The organism is Paenibacillus sp. BIC5C1 (assembly GCF_032399705.1).
Lineage (GTDB): Bacteria > Bacillota > Bacilli > Paenibacillales > Paenibacillaceae > Paenibacillus > Paenibacillus taichungensis_A.
In genome coordinates this window covers 2,222,041-2,239,416 of the sequence record NZ_CP135922.1, presented here as the reverse complement: position 1 = coordinate 2,239,416, position 17,376 = coordinate 2,222,041, and the positions used below count along the sequence as shown (strand labels likewise).

At 46.4% G+C, this 17,376-nt stretch carries 15 protein-coding genes, 1 tRNA gene and 1 riboswitch; of the genes, 3 read left to right on the top strand and 13 right to left on the bottom strand.

Features of this window, described 5'->3' with window-relative positions; all coding sequences use genetic code 11:
- Positions 1–43: 43 nt before the first annotated feature.
- From RS891_RS10325 to pelA, 3 genes are all read right to left on the bottom strand, one after another.
- Entirely contained in the window at positions 44–3,973 is a 3,930-nt protein-coding gene (locus RS891_RS10325) for a X2-like carbohydrate binding domain-containing protein (protein ID WP_315795211.1), read from the bottom strand.
- Positions 3,974–4,305: 332 nt separating this feature from the next.
- Positions 4,306–4,389 (bottom strand) — tRNA-Leu (locus RS891_RS10320).
- 116 nt (positions 4,390–4,505) lie between these two features.
- Entirely contained in the window at positions 4,506–5,465 is a 960-nt protein-coding gene (pelA, locus tag RS891_RS10315) for a pectate lyase (protein ID WP_315795210.1), read from the bottom strand.
- Between the two features lie 413 nt (positions 5,466–5,878).
- Positions 5,879–6,010, top strand: a riboswitch (cyclic di-AMP (ydaO/yuaA leader).
- Positions 6,011–6,015: 5 nt separating this feature from the next.
- On the opposite strand from pelA, the gene RS891_RS10310 reads away from it, so the two are divergent.
- Positions 6,016–6,480 (top strand): C40 family peptidase, encoded by a 465-nt coding sequence (locus RS891_RS10310; RefSeq protein ID WP_090895654.1) that lies wholly within the window; start codon positions 6,016–6,018, stop codon positions 6,478–6,480.
- Positions 6,481–6,559: 79 nt separating this feature from the next.
- On the opposite strand, the gene RS891_RS10305 is transcribed toward RS891_RS10310, so the two are convergent.
- The 4 genes from RS891_RS10305 to RS891_RS10290 all read right to left on the bottom strand — a co-directional run bounded on the left by RS891_RS10305 (position 6,560) and on the right by RS891_RS10290 (position 8,357).
- Positions 6,560–6,889, bottom strand: a complete 330-nt coding sequence (locus RS891_RS10305) for a carboxymuconolactone decarboxylase family protein (RefSeq protein WP_113052760.1) — start codon at positions 6,887–6,889, stop codon at positions 6,560–6,562.
- 116 nt (positions 6,890–7,005) lie between these two features.
- Positions 7,006–7,224, bottom strand: coding sequence for a hypothetical protein (locus tag RS891_RS10300; protein WP_076289379.1), 219 nt, complete (start codon positions 7,222–7,224; stop codon positions 7,006–7,008).
- Positions 7,225–7,347: 123 nt separating this feature from the next.
- Positions 7,348–7,677, bottom strand: coding sequence for a hypothetical protein (locus RS891_RS10295; RefSeq protein ID WP_024629266.1), 330 nt, complete (start codon positions 7,675–7,677; stop codon positions 7,348–7,350).
- Between the two features lie 98 nt (positions 7,678–7,775).
- Positions 7,776–8,357: a xanthine phosphoribosyltransferase gene (locus RS891_RS10290; RefSeq protein WP_063564778.1), complete on the bottom strand. Its 582-nt coding sequence runs from the start codon at positions 8,355–8,357 to the stop codon at positions 7,776–7,778.
- A 204-nt stretch (positions 8,358–8,561) separates the two neighbouring features.
- On the opposite strand from RS891_RS10290, the gene RS891_RS10285 reads away from it, so the two are divergent.
- Positions 8,562–9,620 (top strand): YkvI family membrane protein, encoded by a 1,059-nt coding sequence (locus RS891_RS10285; RefSeq protein ID WP_113052762.1) that lies wholly within the window; start codon positions 8,562–8,564, stop codon positions 9,618–9,620.
- 87 nt (positions 9,621–9,707) lie between these two features.
- Here RS891_RS10285 and RS891_RS10280 read toward each other — a convergent pair whose 3' ends face one another.
- From RS891_RS10280 to RS891_RS10255, 6 genes are all read right to left on the bottom strand, one after another.
- Positions 9,708–10,838, bottom strand: a complete 1,131-nt coding sequence (locus tag RS891_RS10280) for a glycosyltransferase family 4 protein (RefSeq protein ID WP_315795209.1) — start codon at positions 10,836–10,838, stop codon at positions 9,708–9,710.
- A 379-nt stretch (positions 10,839–11,217) separates the two neighbouring features.
- On the bottom strand, positions 11,218–11,772 hold the full coding sequence (locus RS891_RS10275) for a GNAT family N-acetyltransferase (protein WP_113052764.1): 555 nt from the start codon (positions 11,770–11,772) through the stop codon (positions 11,218–11,220).
- A gap of 101 nt (positions 11,773–11,873) precedes the next feature.
- Positions 11,874–12,929 carry a hypothetical protein gene (locus RS891_RS10270; RefSeq protein ID WP_113052765.1) on the bottom strand — a complete coding sequence of 352 codons (1,056 nt, stop codon included), beginning with the start codon at positions 12,927–12,929 and terminating at the stop codon, positions 11,874–11,876.
- Positions 12,930–13,028: 99 nt separating this feature from the next.
- Positions 13,029–13,832 carry a Cof-type HAD-IIB family hydrolase gene (locus RS891_RS10265; RefSeq protein WP_315795208.1) on the bottom strand — a complete coding sequence of 268 codons (804 nt, stop codon included), beginning with the start codon at positions 13,830–13,832 and terminating at the stop codon, positions 13,029–13,031.
- A 270-nt stretch (positions 13,833–14,102) separates the two neighbouring features.
- Positions 14,103–14,849 carry a pseudouridine synthase gene (locus tag RS891_RS10260; protein ID WP_113052766.1) on the bottom strand — a complete coding sequence of 249 codons (747 nt, stop codon included), beginning with the start codon at positions 14,847–14,849 and terminating at the stop codon, positions 14,103–14,105.
- On the bottom strand, positions 14,846–16,543 hold the full coding sequence (locus RS891_RS10255) for an RsmB/NOP family class I SAM-dependent RNA methyltransferase (protein WP_113052767.1): 1,698 nt from the start codon (positions 16,541–16,543) through the stop codon (positions 14,846–14,848). Before RS891_RS10255 ends, RS891_RS10260 begins: the two co-directional genes overlap by 4 nt.
- Positions 16,544–16,765: 222 nt before the next feature.
- On the opposite strand from RS891_RS10255, the gene RS891_RS10250 reads away from it, so the two are divergent.
- Positions 16,766–17,314 (top strand): thioredoxin family protein, encoded by a 549-nt coding sequence (locus RS891_RS10250; protein ID WP_113052768.1) that lies wholly within the window; start codon positions 16,766–16,768, stop codon positions 17,312–17,314.
- Positions 17,315–17,376 lie beyond the last annotated feature (62 nt).

The window sequence follows — 17,376 nt, the reverse complement described above, 5'->3', positions numbered from 1 at the left end:
TCAGAAAAAAGGGGCCGAGATGGCCCCCCAATCCTAGTTCACATCATTTCTTCTTCGGTTCTTCCCCTTCTGTCCGGGGTTTTACAATCTGATCAGCGGATGCTGCTTCAACATCACCAAAGGCCCAATGCGTGGAAGGAACATCCTTCCACTGCGGTTGCGAAACGTTCGTGAGCGGTGCTCTGCCCAAAACTCTGTTGATTGCTACAACGGCTTCCGCTCTTGTCAGTAAGGCATTCGGTCGAAAAGTTCCATCACTATAACCTTTCAAAACGCCTGCGCTTTGCGCTTTCAAAATGGCTTCCTTGGCCCAGTGGCCACCGATATCCGAGAATCCATCGCCTGAATTCTCGGAAGCCGGACCGAGAAGGGACACAAGAGTGGCCATCTCCGCACGAGTCAATGGCTGATTTGGCTTAAACGTGCCATCCTTGTAGCCATTCATAAGCCCCATCTTGCTTACCTTAGCAATGGCGTCGGCTCCCCAATATTCAGTTTTAACGTCACTGAATGCAACAGCAGATCCCGTGGCTTCTTTCTCAGATACCATTGCGAGTATGGTTGCCATCTCTGCACGGGTGAGTTCGTTATCTGGCTTGAACAACCCGCCCGGATAGCCTTGGATATACTTCTTATACGGAATATCCTGAGCATCATCCGTTCCTGTTGTCCCGTCAGTTGTTCCGGATTCAGGAGTTGGCGCTGGCACAGAAGTGTCTGAAGGCTGCGCGACTGAAGTCGATGGTCCGCCTGGATTGGATGGACCACCTGGATTCGACGGATTGGACGGATTCGTCGGTTCACCGTTTCCGTTTCCAGTAGGGACAGTAAATTTCAGTTGATCGGCCAGCATAAGATCACCAGATTTTTTCACAACTTTGAGTGTATGTTGACCTTTCACCAGTCCTGAGATGCTGTATATCTCCTGCATCATTTGGCGACTCGGACTGTATGCATTCACGGTTTGTTTCAGCTGTCCATCGACATAGATATCCACTTCCCCTTGCTCCGGTCCCATAGGTGTAATCAAGCTTATTCCGGTACCATTGAAGGTGTATTCGAAGAAATCTCCATCCGACGTCGTTGAATGTACGTCATTGAGATAATCACCACCGAAGGAAAAACTGAGATTTAACGTTCCCAAAGGCTGGGCAGCAAGATACGTTTTGCTCAGTGTAACGCGGTCGCCATTAATCGTATAATCAGTACCTCGTGTCAGTTCATTGGAACCGTTGGTAATGCCCTTAAAGCTTCCCGCCTGGATCAGCAGCGTGACATCAATGTCAGCCTGAGCAGAAGCTAATTTGTCAAAGCTCGCATTCACCGGATTAATCATATTCGGGAGCTCAACCTTGAGCATATCAAGCAGCATAAATCTACCTGATTTCTTGACGGCCTTCAGCGTGTGCTGCCCATCAGGCAGGCCCGATATGCTGTATAGATTCTGCTGTGCCAATCTTCCGTTGCGATACGCACTGACCGTTTCCTTGAATTGGCCATCCACATAGATATCCATATCTCCCTGTGACTGGTCCACCTCCGTGAACAGCTGGATCCCAGTTCCTCTGAAGGTATATTCAAAGGAATCACCATTCGTCTCGGTATACTGTACATCATCCTTATAGTCGCCCATACCTCGCCCCGTGCTGCGGGACCATGAGCCATTATATTTAATTGCCGGATCGTCGTTATTGATCAGGACATAACGAATGCCCGTTGTATCGCTAACTCGAACAGTAAGAGTTTGCGGATCACCAGCACTGAAATTGACAATGAAGTCCGTTGTTCCTACATGCAGTTGGGTGAGATATTCTTTCTTGATGTTCAGTTGGTCATCGACCACCGTGTAGTCGTCTTCACTGAGCATTACTTCGTCATTTTCAATGCCAGTTAATGTATTACCGTTCAATGTGAGCGTGACAGTAATGTCCTTCTGTTGTTCTGTTGCCTTGTCAAAGTCAGCAGAAGGGGGACTAATGGTGCTGTTCTGCCCTCCGGTGGGAATTTCCCTTGTTACTCTAAGCGCATCCAGCAGCATATACTGGCCCGATTGTTTGACGACTTTCAGGGTATGCGAACCGTTAGTCAATCCAGCAGCACTATACAGCAACTGTTGGACTTCTCGTTCACCATCGGTATCAGCGCTAACCGTCTCAGGCGTTCCATCGTCGAGTGTGACTATCATGTCTCCCAGACCCTTGTCCTTCTCCGTCAGCAAATCAATACCTGTGCCCGTGAAGGTATATTCAAAATAATCGCCGTCATCCTCAGTAAAATGTACATCATCTTTGTAATCTCCGAAACCTCTGCCGCTATTTTGACTCCATGAACCGTTGTACTGAATATGGCTATCATCATCATTAATGTAAACCACTTCGGTAACAGCAGCCGCATCCATGGAAGCAGCATTTGCTACATTTTCTGTATTCGCGGTTGGGTCAACTCCAGCTTCCAAGTCAGCTCCTTGCTGCGTATTCATCTTCGCTGGACCAGTAGTCGAGGAATCCGTAATGGCGATGCTCAGATCCTGTCTGCCATCGATTTGCTCCTTGCCCCCGTTCCGCTTCCAATCCCCACTATAGCGCATGCCCGTATCATCATCATTAACAGCTGATGTGCCGCTCAGTGCGGTTACCTTAAGCATCCGGGAAGCATGGGGTTCCAGTACGCCGCCACTGAATTCATGATTAAAATTCCCCAGTTCGGAATGGCTCCAGAGATCACGGACCGAAGCCGGACCCTCGAGGCCAATATCACTCCATTTCACTTTGACCTCGGCACTCCGATTGCCCAGATTGAACAGAGCTACGTTGTACGTACCATCTCCGTTATTGGCATACCAAACCTGCTGTTTGGTGTCCATGGAAACGGGATGCGCTGGACGTCCGGCCTGATTGACCGCAATGACTTCATCATTCGTCAGCAGCTCCAGTCCATAGCTGTCCAGTCTGGTCAGATCATTACCTGTATAAAGCGGTGCTGAAGAGATTGCCCAGAACGTGGTAGCGGTCTTCCGCTCGTCCCTGGTCAGACCATCCATCGAGCCATTCCCGACATTCAGGGAATCAAAATCGTTCCAGCCTCCTGGACCTGCATCACGCCACCAGAGGGCCGCTATGGGAAATAAGCGGGAAATACTTGACCATTCGGTCAATCCCTTACTGCTGTCATAGGCTTCAACATCCCAGTCGATCCTCCAGCCGTTCGCATACTTTTTCCAGAAGTCCACGTAATTGTGGTCAAGCGCCCAGGAAAGCTCAAACCAGATGTTATTTCTATCCAGGGCTTTGGACCAAGCCTCCACATCACCGCGTGCATCCCGGCTCAGGTTATTAATTCCCGATCCTGGCGTCACACTGTCGAATTTGACAAAGTTGATACCCCACTCGCCCAGAAGATCCGCGATGGAGTCAATGTACTTCTGTGAGCAAGGGTTTGAAAAATCAATTTTGTACGTGTACGAATCCCAAGCATCCATAACAACAAGCGGTTTTACTGCAATATCTTGCATACGACATGCCCCGCCCGTCCCATACACCTCAAGATTTTTATCATAGGCTGTGATGGATAATCCCGGAATGAGATAGATCCCGATCTTCTGTCCGTTATTATGGACATAATCGATGACCTCCTGAAATCCATTTGGATAAAGAACAGTACTCGGAATTGGACGGCCGTATTCATCTTCGTCACCGTTCCAGCCAGCATCAATATTAATGTATTCATATCCATGGGCTTGCAGCTTCTCGCGCATGGCGTCCGATTGCTTCTTAATACTCTCGGCCGATGTCCAGTTACCCGCCCCGTCATATACCTGCATGCTGTAACTGCTCCAACCCATATACGGCTTTTGGGCCAGACTCTTATCTGCTGCTTGTGCCACATTACCTGTTGTTCCGGTTATCCCGAACTGCACCGCCGCAATCATGAATACCATGAAACACATTGCAATCCTTTTTCCGATTCGTTTCAAATTATCCCTACCCCCTCTGAATTTGGTCATTCAAATTCCTGTTGATAGCGCTTCCATACGAGAAGAGAATAGTGGATGATGCATTCCCAAGATAGGTACAATTCGGTATTTTACGTACAATTAACCTGAATTATAGGGGCAAACCGTCGCAGAACAAACATATTTCCATTAATGGATAAATAAACAAATGAAAACTTCATCTTTGCTCAAGTCGAGGGAATGGGTAGAAAAAAATCAGGATGAGCAAATATCAAAATCTGCAAACAAATAAAAAAAGGTTCCTAAAGTGGCAACAATGCCATTCTAGGAACCTTTCTTGGTGTTACACATGATGCGGTCGAGAGGACTCGAACCTCCACGGGGGTTAGCCCACACGGACCTGAACCGTGCGCGTCTGCCAATTCCGCCACGACCGCGTATCTCTTATCTCCGAGAAATTACATCGCGGCGACAAGAGATAATATATCATGTGCAGGTAATTAGTGTCAACAAATAAATAAATCCTCTTCTAACGTGTAAAGCTTTTTATAAATTAGATCTTAGAAGGCCAGTTGCCGTACCAGGCATACCCGCCCCTTCTTTCCTTATCAATATCGCTGAGTTTGTATTTCACAACCCCATCACGTCCTACAAAGATCGGTTTATCCGTTCCAATTTCGTAAAAACGTGCCCAAATTGGCGCTGCACCTGAATCAGCTACGAGTTTGCTATCTCCGTTTTCTCTGACATACTTGTATCCTGTAATTTTAACGTTGTTGAACCAGGATTCTGCTGCTTGAATTGAAGCCTTAATTTTCGAGTTCGACGGTCTTGTTTTCAAAAACTTTACAATCGTACTGCTCTCTCCAGCACTTAGAGAAGGCACTTCATAAATCCTTGCTCCTGCAGGTTTTAGGGAGCTGGAATCATGCTGCTGTCCCCATGCAGTCAGTTTACCATTTGCTACAACCTGAGTATTGAGAATAGCATCCACACCTTTGGCAACTGATTTTTTACTGCGATCCGCAAGAGAGCTGTCGATGAATGAGAAATCACCTTTACGTGCACCTACTTCATCCAGCATGTACATGACATTAATCATGGCATCGTCGTTGAAGGTAATGTGTTTGTGATAGCCTGAGCTCTGGTATACTTGCGGCCATCCTCCATTGGAGTACTGCATATCTAACAAAAAGTTGATTCCTCTGATGGCAGCAGCCGAATATCGCGGATCATTCGTCTTTTTAAATTCTTTGGCTAGTCTTCTAATTTCTGAGTATGTAGCTTTGTTATCAATCGTAGATTTGGCCCACTCACCACTTGTTTCTTTGTAATCCTTCTTCCATCCCCCGTCAGGACGTTGATTCTTCAAAATATCTGAGATACTTGCTGTTGTTCCAGAGGCGTCTGCAGCAGATACCTTAACAGCAGGCTGAAATACCATTCCGATAACAGAGAAAACCATTGTACATGCCATAACCAAAGATGCAAACCTTGCTTGTTCCTTCACCATCGTTTAGAACACTCCCCAATTCATTTTCTGCAAACTGTTTTCCTTGCGCCTACTTCCTCCTTATATTTGTTTTAAAACTCAAACTATTTCTTTAAATCCAATAAATGGAACTCATAATTAGAAGTCTATGCAAAAAGTTGTATTTTGTCAATATTTGCAACAATATGTAACAAATTCATTGGCTTAACCTACTAATTCTAGTCTAATCGTATGTGAGAAAGCCAATAAATTGTCCAATTTCTTTCCCTCTGAAACAGTAGTTACTTTTTTGTCATCTATTAAAACACTTCATTCGAGTTATTTCTACATAAAAAGCGATAATTCCGTTAACATTGAGATGATAAGAAGTGTTCAAGAACGGTTTGACATTTTCGCATTTATGCAATATAGTTTCAAAAGGTTACAAAAACTTAATTATTCATTTGCCGAGTTTCATGTTTGAAAACGGGGGAACCATTTTGGGTGAATTATTCTTATACATAGGAAATATAGGGAACCTTCTACCGAACCCTTAGCTAACTCCGTAGGCATCGAAGGGAGAACAAAAATTTTGAAAAAGCTTATCATCTCCATTTTTGGAGCAGCAGTTCTATTTACATCCGGTGCAGCAAGCACAGAGGCAAGCAGTATTAACACCGTCGTTAACAACATGACAGGCATACCTTACAAATGGGGCGGCACAACATTGGCCGGATTTGATTGCTCTGGATTTATGAGATATATTTTCAACAAATATAGCATTGAATTACCACGCACTTCCCAGCAACAAGCTAAGGCCGGCACTCCGGTATCCAAAGCTAATCTGCGTACGGGTGACCTGGTATTCTTTAATACGATGGGCAATGGCATTTCACATACAGGTGTATATATCGGGGGCGGACAATTCGCTCATGCTTCAAGCAGCAAGGGTGTCAGCATCACTCAATTATCCAATCCTTACTTCAATGATCGTTACGTAACAGCACGCCGGGTAACGGGACAGTTTATGTATAACAAGATGCTGGGCAAAATATAAGTTAAACACGAAAAGGCTTCGGTTATAACCGGAGCCTTTTCTTCGTCTATCTTTGTCTACAGTGATATTGAAATTGATTTTAATGTAAAGCCTTCTGTACTCTCAATGCACCCTGAGACAACGCATGGCCTCCGCCAACTGCTCCAGCCACAGCAACCGTCTCCATAATCTCCTGATCGGTCGCTCCTTTGGCACGTGCTTCTTCCACGTGGTAAAACGTACATACCTCATTGTTTGCAAACAAACCAATGCCCAGCGCAATCAGCTGTTTGGTCTTGGCATCAATCTCACCTGCCTGAAAACATTCTCCAGTGAATTCATGATAAGACTTCACCACAGCTGGAAGCACGTCGCTTAATTCACCAATCTGATCTTTATAGGCATGAACCTTATCATTCATCAATGTCATGGTACCGCACATCCTCTCGGCTGATATGTTACAAGCTCTCACTGTACCTATCTTTTCTCCCGAGAGGTGCAATTATGCCAATACATCCATGGTAAATGAACCTAAAAACGCCTGTCCTATTCTTCGAGCGGGCTCTTGCGTGGTTCGCTGAACAGCTGATACTGATAATTCCGATCAAGCTTAACCACACGACGATTCTGACGGCGAATGAGCACCTGCTCCCCGTCCCAGGCCACTACAATGCCTGTCACATCATTGGACTGAATCTCGTCCCGTACTACCCTTACTTTTTCACCCGATAAACGCAGTGCATCCAATTCTGCATCACTGATCATATTCATGGCGCCTACTTTCCCAAAAAAATTATTTACAAAAAGAGACCTAAATGAAAAGTCATTTAGGTCTCACGTGACTGTATTGGACTGTCATGTCATTCGAAAATATGTCCCGACTGAAAGTTACCGCTGCGCGTGCTCTTTGCTGTCGTTCTTCTCAAACCAAAAATCAAGCACTTTGGCGGACATCACACGTTCTTCAAGGTACTCCACTTGATGCGGTGTAAATTGTTCTTTCCAAGAGAAGGACAACTCTTCGCACAAGCCTACAATCGTCAGCAATTCTGACCAGGCTACGTAGCGTTTGTACCAGAAAAATTGAGGATGTTCAATCATATAGGGATAAAGGTCATCGAATTCCGTATGTTTACAATCCAGGGCACGCTCAAAATGTACTTTCGATTCAGCCAGCTTATCAATAAAAAATTGTTCTGTTGCCGGTTGGTTACCCATGGTGTTGCCTCCTCTCCCTAACATAACCCCATTATAAATGAAATCAGCGGTCATGCAAAGGCATTGTTATAAAAATAGGCACTTTTTCCTTTAAAAAGTCACAATTCGTTATCGTCAAATTGCACGGTGCCATCGTTCAGTGAACGAATGCGCACCAACGCTTCAACCGGGATACCCTGCTCACGAATGGTGCGCGCTCCGGCCTGAAAACATTTTTCGACCACGACACCGAATCCGACCAGTTCTGCACCCGAACGTTCGATAATTTTGATGACACCGCGAGCGGCATCTCCATTCGCAATGATATCATCAATAAACAAAATACGGTCATTCTCATGAATATATTCACGGGACACCATAATATCCGTTACGATCCCTTTGGTAAAAGAAGGCACTCTTTCACAGTAGGCATCGGGGTCAGCCAAAAGTGTTTTTTTGCGACGGGCAAATACCAGCGGAACACCCAGTTCATGTGCGGCAGCAAAAGCGACCGGAATCCCGGAAGACTCCACTGTAATGACCCGAGTTACACCACTTTCACGAAAACGGGCGGCAAATTCACGTCCCATTTCCATCGTCAATGCAGGATCAATCTGATGATTCAGCAGACCATCCAGCTTCAGCACCTGATCCGACATGACTACGCCTTCTTGTAAAATTCGTTGTTTCAATACTTCCATAATTTGACCTCCCAAGCCTATCCTATGACGTAAAAGTATCATAGATCCGGCTATCAGTTCAAGCGAAATTGCCTTAACTCTTGTCCAGAGCATGTAAATGACCCCAGGTCACACTTCAATTGTCATGACTTTGATGGGTCAAGCATACCTTGTACCATGGCACCCGCATGTCCAAACTATTCAGGGGCCTGAGAGGGGAAACGCATGAAACAGGCATTTCGGGTGCTGCAGATCGCATTTACATACATTGGAACGGTAGTAGGAGCCGGCTTTGCAACAGGACAGGAGATATTGCAGTTTTTTACCCAGTATGGCAAATGGGCCACCATTACCATTGGCTTATCGACCATGCTCTTTGTCTGGTTAGGTACAAAAATGATGCTGATTGCCCATGATACCGGCTCACGCTCATACGAAGATCTCAACAAGCATCTATTCGGTCATAAAGCAGGAAACTGGATTACCTGGGTTACCCTTCTTATTCTCATCGGAGTAAACAGTGTCATGCTGGCTGGAGCAGGCTCGGTCTTTGTAGAGCATCTGGGGCTTCATTACCAGACCGGACTGATTGTTACCCTTATCGGTACTTATCTACTGCTTGGACGGGGCATTCAGGCTATTCTGCAAATGAACAGTATCGTAGTGCCCATGATGCTCCTGCTCTCTCTGCTTATGATCACCAGCACCATACATCATCCCGGCGCAAACCGATTTGTTACATTAACCACAGACAGCAATCCAATCCAGGTCTGGTTATCTCCTCTTTTGTATACTTCATTCAACCTGGCACTTGCCCAAGCTGTACTCGTTCCGGTGGGGAACCAGATTCGAAGCCGAAAGGTACTGAAATGGGGCGGCGTTCTGGGCGGGATTGGTGTAGGATTCATGCTTATGGCAGCTCACTTCGCCATGTCAGCCCAGATGCCTGGCATCACACAATTTGAAATTCCGATGGGCAGCATTGCCTTTCAACTTGGATGGGTAGTCCAGTCTATCTATGTATCCCTGATTTTTATGGAAATCTTCAGTACATTTGTAGCCGATATTTATGGAATGACCCTCCAACTCAGACAGCACGTCCACGTACATCCCAAACTAATCATACTGGCCATCATGCTGTTATGTTATTCGCTCAGCCAGTTTGGATTTAGTTCCCTGCTCTCTATCCTTTACCCCATTTTCGGCAGTTTGGCACTAATCTGGGGGGCAAAATTGGTAATGGATCGATGGGGAAGCTTTCGAGGTCGTAACAAACACCTATAACAACGTATTTTTAATGCGAAACATCATTTCCCTAAACATAAAAAAGCCGCTGTTCATACAGCGGCTTCTTTCTTTTCCTTCCAGAAGTTAGAACTGGCTCGGGAATTGCAAATACATTTTTTTCAGTTCATTGACCGATCTTCCCAAAGAGTAATGGGTTTTGGCCTTCTCACATGCTGAACGAGCGAGCTCATAACGGTACGCCGGGTCAACCATCACCTTCTCCAGTGCTTCTGCCAGTGCAGAAGGGTCTTCTGAAGGCACCAGCAAGCCGTTACTGCCGTTCTCGATCTGCTCTGGTATGCCGCCAACATCTGTACCTACAAGAGCAAGACAGCTAAGCGCTGCTTCCGCGAAAACAGACCCGAACGCCTCCGCCCGTGAAGGAAGTACAAAAATATCAAAAAATGGCATGAATTCCTCGGGGTGCAGCGTGTAACCATAAAAAATAGTCTCATTATAAATGCCCAGCCGCTGAGCTAATTCTTCCAAATCTGGACGGATGGGTCCGTCCCCGATAATATGAAGCACATAATCATGTCCCCGCGCTTTTAACTCGGCACAGGCTTTGAACAGAATATCCAGCCCTTTCGCCGGAACCAGACGGCATACGGTGACCAGCTGTGGTATCGCATTCTCATGGGGGATTGGCTTAAACCTTTTCTCATCAAAACCATTCGGAATCACACCGATAACATCGGGATGCTGTACATGAGGCGCCAGATAACGACGGAAAGAATCCGATACCGTTAATAATCGCTCTGCCTGGTGCTCTAGCTCACCATAGATGGCCAGCAGGAATTGATGCTCCGGTCCGTTCGGCTCAATGCGTCCATTCAGTATCAGCTCTCGCTCATAACTGGAGTGAATCGTTTGAATGAGAGGAACATCCGGGAAAACCTTCTTCATTGCAAGCCCCGCAATAGGGTGATGGGCATGAATCAGATCGTAAGGCTTCTGAATACGCAGCTTGGTCCACCACAAATAATCCCGGTAGGTTTGCATATATTTTTGCACGACAGGACTATCCTGATACGTAGTCCAATCGAACGTCTCAAACTGGATATCTTCCCTGCCTTTGTTGCGAATTCGCTTAGGCAAAGAGAACAGATCCATCTCCCACCTCGGGGTTGTAAACCTCTCTTGCATATACGGAATCATAGAGGATACACCTCCGGGCTGCTCCGGAGGAAAGAAAAGCGCCTGCAGCAATCTCACCGTTAGTTTCCCCCTTTCTAGCATAGATCTTTTCATTACATCTTCAATCATGATATATCAGAACATATGTTCAGTAAAGGTACAAAATGAGATTCCTTATCACTCGCTCATTTACTGCCGAATAATAGAATTCATTTCAATAACAATTGTACCATGTTGCATCTGACGATGACGACATTACGTATACTGTTAGGTACTGGGGAAAATAATTGCGTACGCCCTTACTACGGAGTCGTATATACAACATATTCAGAACATGCTTGGCTAAGAAGCGGATGTATGGTTTGAAAGTTAAACCTCTTTGCCCACATGCAAATAAAAGCCGGTGAGCAGTGGAAGCTCCCGGCTTTTTGAATGCAGCAGATATGTTGCATACGATTTATACAGATTGATGTGTGACCGCCTTCTCATACGTACTGAAGCCGTCTGTCTCTCCTACAAAAGTGTAGCCATTACGCACGTAGAATGCGTTCAATGTTGCGTTCTTGGCTCCACAATCCAATCGGACAATATGTTTGTCCTCAAACTGTATCCCGCTGCTGGACCATTGCAAAATCGCCCGTCCTAGTCCACTCTGGGCATACTTTCTGCGAATGGCTAATCGGTGCAGATAAAGCGCGCCATCCCCGGCATGCGCTTTGCTTCCCCATAAATGCACATCCCATGCACTTGGCTGGCTCATCAAAATGACCATGCCAGCTACGTCAGATCCCTTTTTAAATACAAATACGTCGCCACGCTGAATGGCCTCCGCCGTATTATGAGAATCCTCACCTTTTAACAACGCATTCCATTGAGAAGACCCCTGGCTCCGCAGCCATTCGGCTGTTTCCATAAGCAGAGACATCACATCCTCCGTGTCTTCTGGCTGAGCCCGCAATGCCTTAAATTCATCATTAATGTAGTCTGTTGTGATACTAAATGAGCGCTTCATGATTCTCCTCCACTTCCAAGTCTCTCTTAAACTAATGGTACTATACCGGGAAATGGCTTTTTCGTCAAAAAGAAAACAAAAAAGGCAAGAGGCTGTGCCTCTTACCCTTCAATCTTCGCTTCATCGATAATTTGATTTCGGTATAACATCGTGAGATGTAATGTATCAAATTCAAGCTCTTTGTCCAGCTCTCGCATCAGAACTTCAACCAGACTCTTTCGCTGAACGCTTGTACCGGGAACCTGATAATCTATATAACCTGACAAATCCGCTTGTGAGGTATCAATCGTTGCTGTTCCTACAGGTAACCCTCCGCGTTCTTGTAGAAACAGTTCGTATACCCGAAACTCCCGATCTTTCCGCACCATCATTACGTAACAGGCTTCTTCAGCAGCTTCAATCTCTTCGAGATCTTCTTCAGACTCTATCTCATCCTCATCCGCAAAATCCCGGTGTACCCATTCCGCCGATTCCAGCTCCTGACCTTGATGCCACATGCGGATCGTAATCGTATCGATGATTTCTTCATCCAGCTCTCGTACCAACAGCTCGGCAGCAGCATCTTGATAATTCTCAGCTGGTTCATCATACCAATGGATCTCACCCTGCACATCAGCACCATATTGTTTCAGAGAGGCTTCAGCCAGTTCCTGTCCATTGGCGTCATTAAATACATAGGTGGAAATGCTGCGTCCGGCGCTTACAAGCTCCATCTCGAGCAAATGTTCGGGGTCTTCATATGTAAATGATTCGGCTTGTGAGCCAGGAATGAAGTGTACTTCATTTACATCAGCTCGACCATTCTGTCCATTGTGATCATACATATCTTCAAACTGTGACGGCTGAATTACCACATCCGTTTGAGACTCTGACTTCTGTAACACAGAGTACAGTGTACCCCAGCTTACAAGCACTTCATATTCAGCAGCGCTTACCGCATCCGCAAGAGAACGAATATATTCGTGCACCTGCTCCACAATATATTGCTCTGTCTCGTCAGGTAACGAATTCTGCTCGATCTGAAGGCTACCGGATACCCGATCCCCTTCCCTGAACACAAGCAGCAGCGAACCCACATATTGACCGTCCACCATAATATCCTGTACTTCACCACCTGAAGTACGAAGATCAGGAATCAGCTCTACTTTCAGTTCCATGTACCTGTCCCCCTCAGTTCCTAACGTTATTCTGTTAGGTTACCCCTGAGAGCGGCATTTTATAAGATACAGCGTCTATTCAGATTTAAGAGTGTACGATTAGACAGACAACACATATTTTTGGATAGCGTGGGCCACACCTTGATCGTTGTTCGAAAGTGTAACCTCATCCGCAGCAGCTTTAACTTCCTCCGGGGAATTGTCCATCGCCACACCTTTGCCTGCAAAGGTTAACATTGTGATGTCATTATAGTAGTTACCTACCGCCATGATCTCTGAAGGCAGGATTCCTTTTGCTTCAGCCAGTCTTTTTAGAGCTGCACCTTTGGAGGCTTCAGGATGCATCAGATCAATGAAAAAATCACCGCTGCGCGTCATATAATATGGAAGATTCCAAGTCGACCACTCCTGTTGCACCGCATTCATCTGCTCGATGGGTCCAAACGCAGTGAATTTCGCAAGTGGCTCTGTCATATCAGCCCATTGAGGCAGCTTTAATGGCTCTGCCATGAAGTTTTGATACATTTCGCGTACCTGCAACTCCAACCCTTCCGGCTGATCCACATAGAGTCCAAACGCCGTGTTGATATCAAAATGCACACCCTGCGTTCGGCAGTAGGTTATGAAAGGTTCCAGTCCTTGTCCATCCATAGCAAAATGGTGCACCACCTCACGAGTCTGAACATGAGCAGTTACCGCCCCATTATGTGTAATGACATATCCGTCAAGTCCCATCTGCTCCATAAACGGAATCGTGTTCGCAGGACCTCTGCCTGAACACAGGACAATCTCAGCTCCCTGACGGGAAGCACGAATTAAGGTCTCTTGCGTCATTTCAGTAAGTTCATGATGATCATTAAGCAGCGTTCCATCAACATCCAGTGCGATTAATTTAATTGTCATTGTCTTCATTCCTTATCTGTAAAAGAGTCGCACCCACCCAACCCCTCCCTTCCGAGGGAGGGCCCCAGAGGGCTCTGCCCTCTGGACTCCCGTCTCGTTTACCGGCGGCAGGTTAGGATCTTGCTATGTGACGGTCGATGTGGGAGCGCTTGGTTGCCGGGTCTGCCGCTTGACAGCGCCGGTCCCGCCCAAGCTCAAGCGGAACCATTACGGGCAGGGCTTCACCTTCTGCCCAGACTTCCTGCTTCGCTTCGCGAAGGACGGGAACTGTTACTTCCGCAGACGATCTAACTCGTTAGCGGTTAATTCGCGATAACTGCCAATTTCCAGATTGGCATCCAGCTCCAGGTCACCCATGGCAACACGTTTCAAATAAACCACGCGTTTGCCTACGGCCTGGAACATTCTTTTCACCTGATGGAACTTGCCCTCATGAATGATCAATGAGATGGAGGAAAACACGCCCTCTTCCGTTTCCTCACGATCCAGCACAGTCAGTTCCGCAGGCAAAGTCTCATATCCATCATCCAGCTGAATGCCGGCTTTGAATTTTTCGATGTCTTCTTCATCAACGTTCCCCAGTACACGGGCTTCATACGTCTTGGGCACATGTTTACGCGGGGATAATAGATCATGGGCAAGTGGGCCATCATTGGTAAGAATGAGCAGGCCCTCAGTATCTTTGTCGAGTCGTCCTACTGGGAATGGATCAAAGACACGCTCCTCTTTACGCAGCAGATCAATCACCGTTTTATCTCGATTATCTTCAGTTGCCGACACCACGCCAGGTGGTTTGTGCAGCATCAGATAGATCATTTCCCGATACACAATCCGCTCTCCGTCAGCTTCAATTACGTTTATGTCCGGATTAACCTGCACGCCGCTGTCTTTCACCGGTTTCCCGTCCACACGGATTCTGCCCTGCTTCACCATCTTTTTGAGTTCACTTCGTGACCCCACGCCCATATGGCTCAATATTTTATCCAGACGCAGCGTTTGTTTGCCTTTTCCACTCATACCGATGTCCACCTCCAGCCTGCCGGATATTCATTTTTCAGTACACCATCCAGCCATTTCCCCCAGCCAGCCGCAAAACCGTCCACACACACCAACACATAACCTTTGGCCGCCGTATCTGCTTGACGTTCAACTCGTGCTTCTTCGATGTTCAACGTTTCTCCTTTGAGATACCTTACTGCTTCACCCTCTGCTGAAGAAAGGTTAACGGATCTCTGGGCTTCAGCTGCATTCAAAGCACATGCAAGCGGATGAGAGGGCACAAATCGCCCATTCTTCACGGTACCCATAAACCAGCCTGGACGAATGACTTTCAGTCCCTCCAGCCGTGCTGCGCCAACCGATGATTGATACACACGATCTCCGTAACATACCGTTTCTCCGGTTAACTCCATCTCTAATTGTTCTTTCATAAACAAAGTGTAGATCCCAACCGGATCCATACTTGCCGGATCAGCTCCGCGTCCCTGACCCCGTTCCGATTTACGTCCACCGTGATCTTTACCTTTTTTGCTCGGTCTACCCGGATTCTTGCTGCCACCAGCCTGTCTGTCATGGGACTCTCTGGATTCGATTCGCAACAGACGTTCCTTTTTACGATCAGCCTTGGTCATAGCAATTGAAGAAGCAGCAATAGAGTGATCCTTGTTCCCCTCTACTTCAATCCTGGACACATCCCCGACCTGTCCATACTCCATTGCTCCTTCTTTAACTACTCCTAGTTGATCTGTTTCCAATCCTTGCCCTGCACGATGCTGTAATACAGCGACATAATGCCCCTCTCCTTCTAGAAGGTGTGGCCACAATCTTGCGGTACCACGTGTTTGATCCAGCACATCTTTAGTCTCATCGGCCTTCTCAGGCATCATCTGACGCACCCATTCCGGACGCCCTGGAGCAAATCCTGTCTCTTCAGAAATGTCCCTGACAACGAAATCACGGTTTACATTCAGAAACTCCGCAATCATCGCTTCATTTTCCTCCGGCGCAAAGGTACAGGTTGAATATACAATTGTACCTCCCGGAGCCAGCAATCGTGCCGCAGTCTCAAGGATATCGCGCTGCATGAGTACACATTTTTCCACCGAATGATGTTCCCACGATTTCACCATGTCCTCATCTTTGCGGAACATACCTTCACCTGAACAAGGCGCATCAATTAATACTTTGTCAAAATAATGAGGAAATGCGTTCGCGATCCGCTCGGGTGACTCATTCAAAACAACAGCGTTCCTCACCCCGTACAATTCCACGTTCTTGGCCAGCGCTTTTGTGCGTTCAGCATGGATATCGTTGGTGACAAGCACCCCCTTACCTTGCAACTTTGCAGCAATCTGTGTCGTTTTCCCTCCCGGAGCAGCACACAGATCAAGCACACGATCTCCAGGCTCCACCTGTAATAATTCAACTGGAGCCATTGCACTTGGTTCCTGTATATAATACAGGCCTGCATGATAATAAGAGTGCAGCCCCGGTTTAACACCATGAGGTACATAGAACCCTGTCTCACACCAAGGAATAGGTCTTAGATCAAACGGAGCAATCCCATCGAATTGTTCCATCGATATTTTCAGCGTATTCACTCTCAATCCCGCATGGGGAGACTGTTCATACGATTTCATAAATTGTTCGAACTCATCACCCAGCAAACTTTCCATTCGCTCAGCAAATATCAAAGGTAACTTTACACCCATATTCCCACTCATCCTGTCTTGGTAAGATTGCAATATCGTTTTATTTTATCATATCCAAGCTTTGCTTTCCTATCATATCGTATCTATTCCACTACAGCGTGTAATGTAGTATAATGGCAAGTAGATTGATTGATGTGCAAAAATTCGGGTGTTTATGCATATTATCCCATCCCGTATTTTTGCCAAAACTATATTCCGATATGATCGATGGGGGATGTCTTAATGAAATCCAAGAAGAAAAAGAAAAGCGCTGCGATCCTTATTTTCCTGGGTATTTTCGTCGTTTTGATTGCAGCACTTGTCCTGGTGAACCAGCAATCCAAGAAACAAATGGACGCCGTGGGGAATGCTTATGGCATCGCCGCCTCCAAGCTTAATCCTGCAACACGCGAACTGCTGAACGATCCGAACTACCAACAAATTATTTTGCCTGACGATCTGAAAGCCAGAATTGATAACAAAGACAGCTTCTTTGTCTATTTCTTTGCCTCCGACTGCTCACACTGCCGTGCGACTACACCTCAGTTGATGCCACTGGTCGATGAGGAAGGCATTCAACTACCACAGTTCAATCTGCGTGAATTCGATTCCGGTTGGACTGATTATAACATTGAGTACACACCAACTCTGGTATATTATCAAGATGGTGTTGAGAAAGACCGCATGGTTGGCGGGCTTCAGGAAAATGGCAGTGACAACGGTTATACCCTGGATGACTACAAGCAATTTTTCGAGAAATATAAAGGCAGTGCTACTCCATCAGCAAGCTAATCGTATCTTCCCTTTGCGGATTTGATGGACCCGCATGGATTATATTGTCCATTGCATGGACA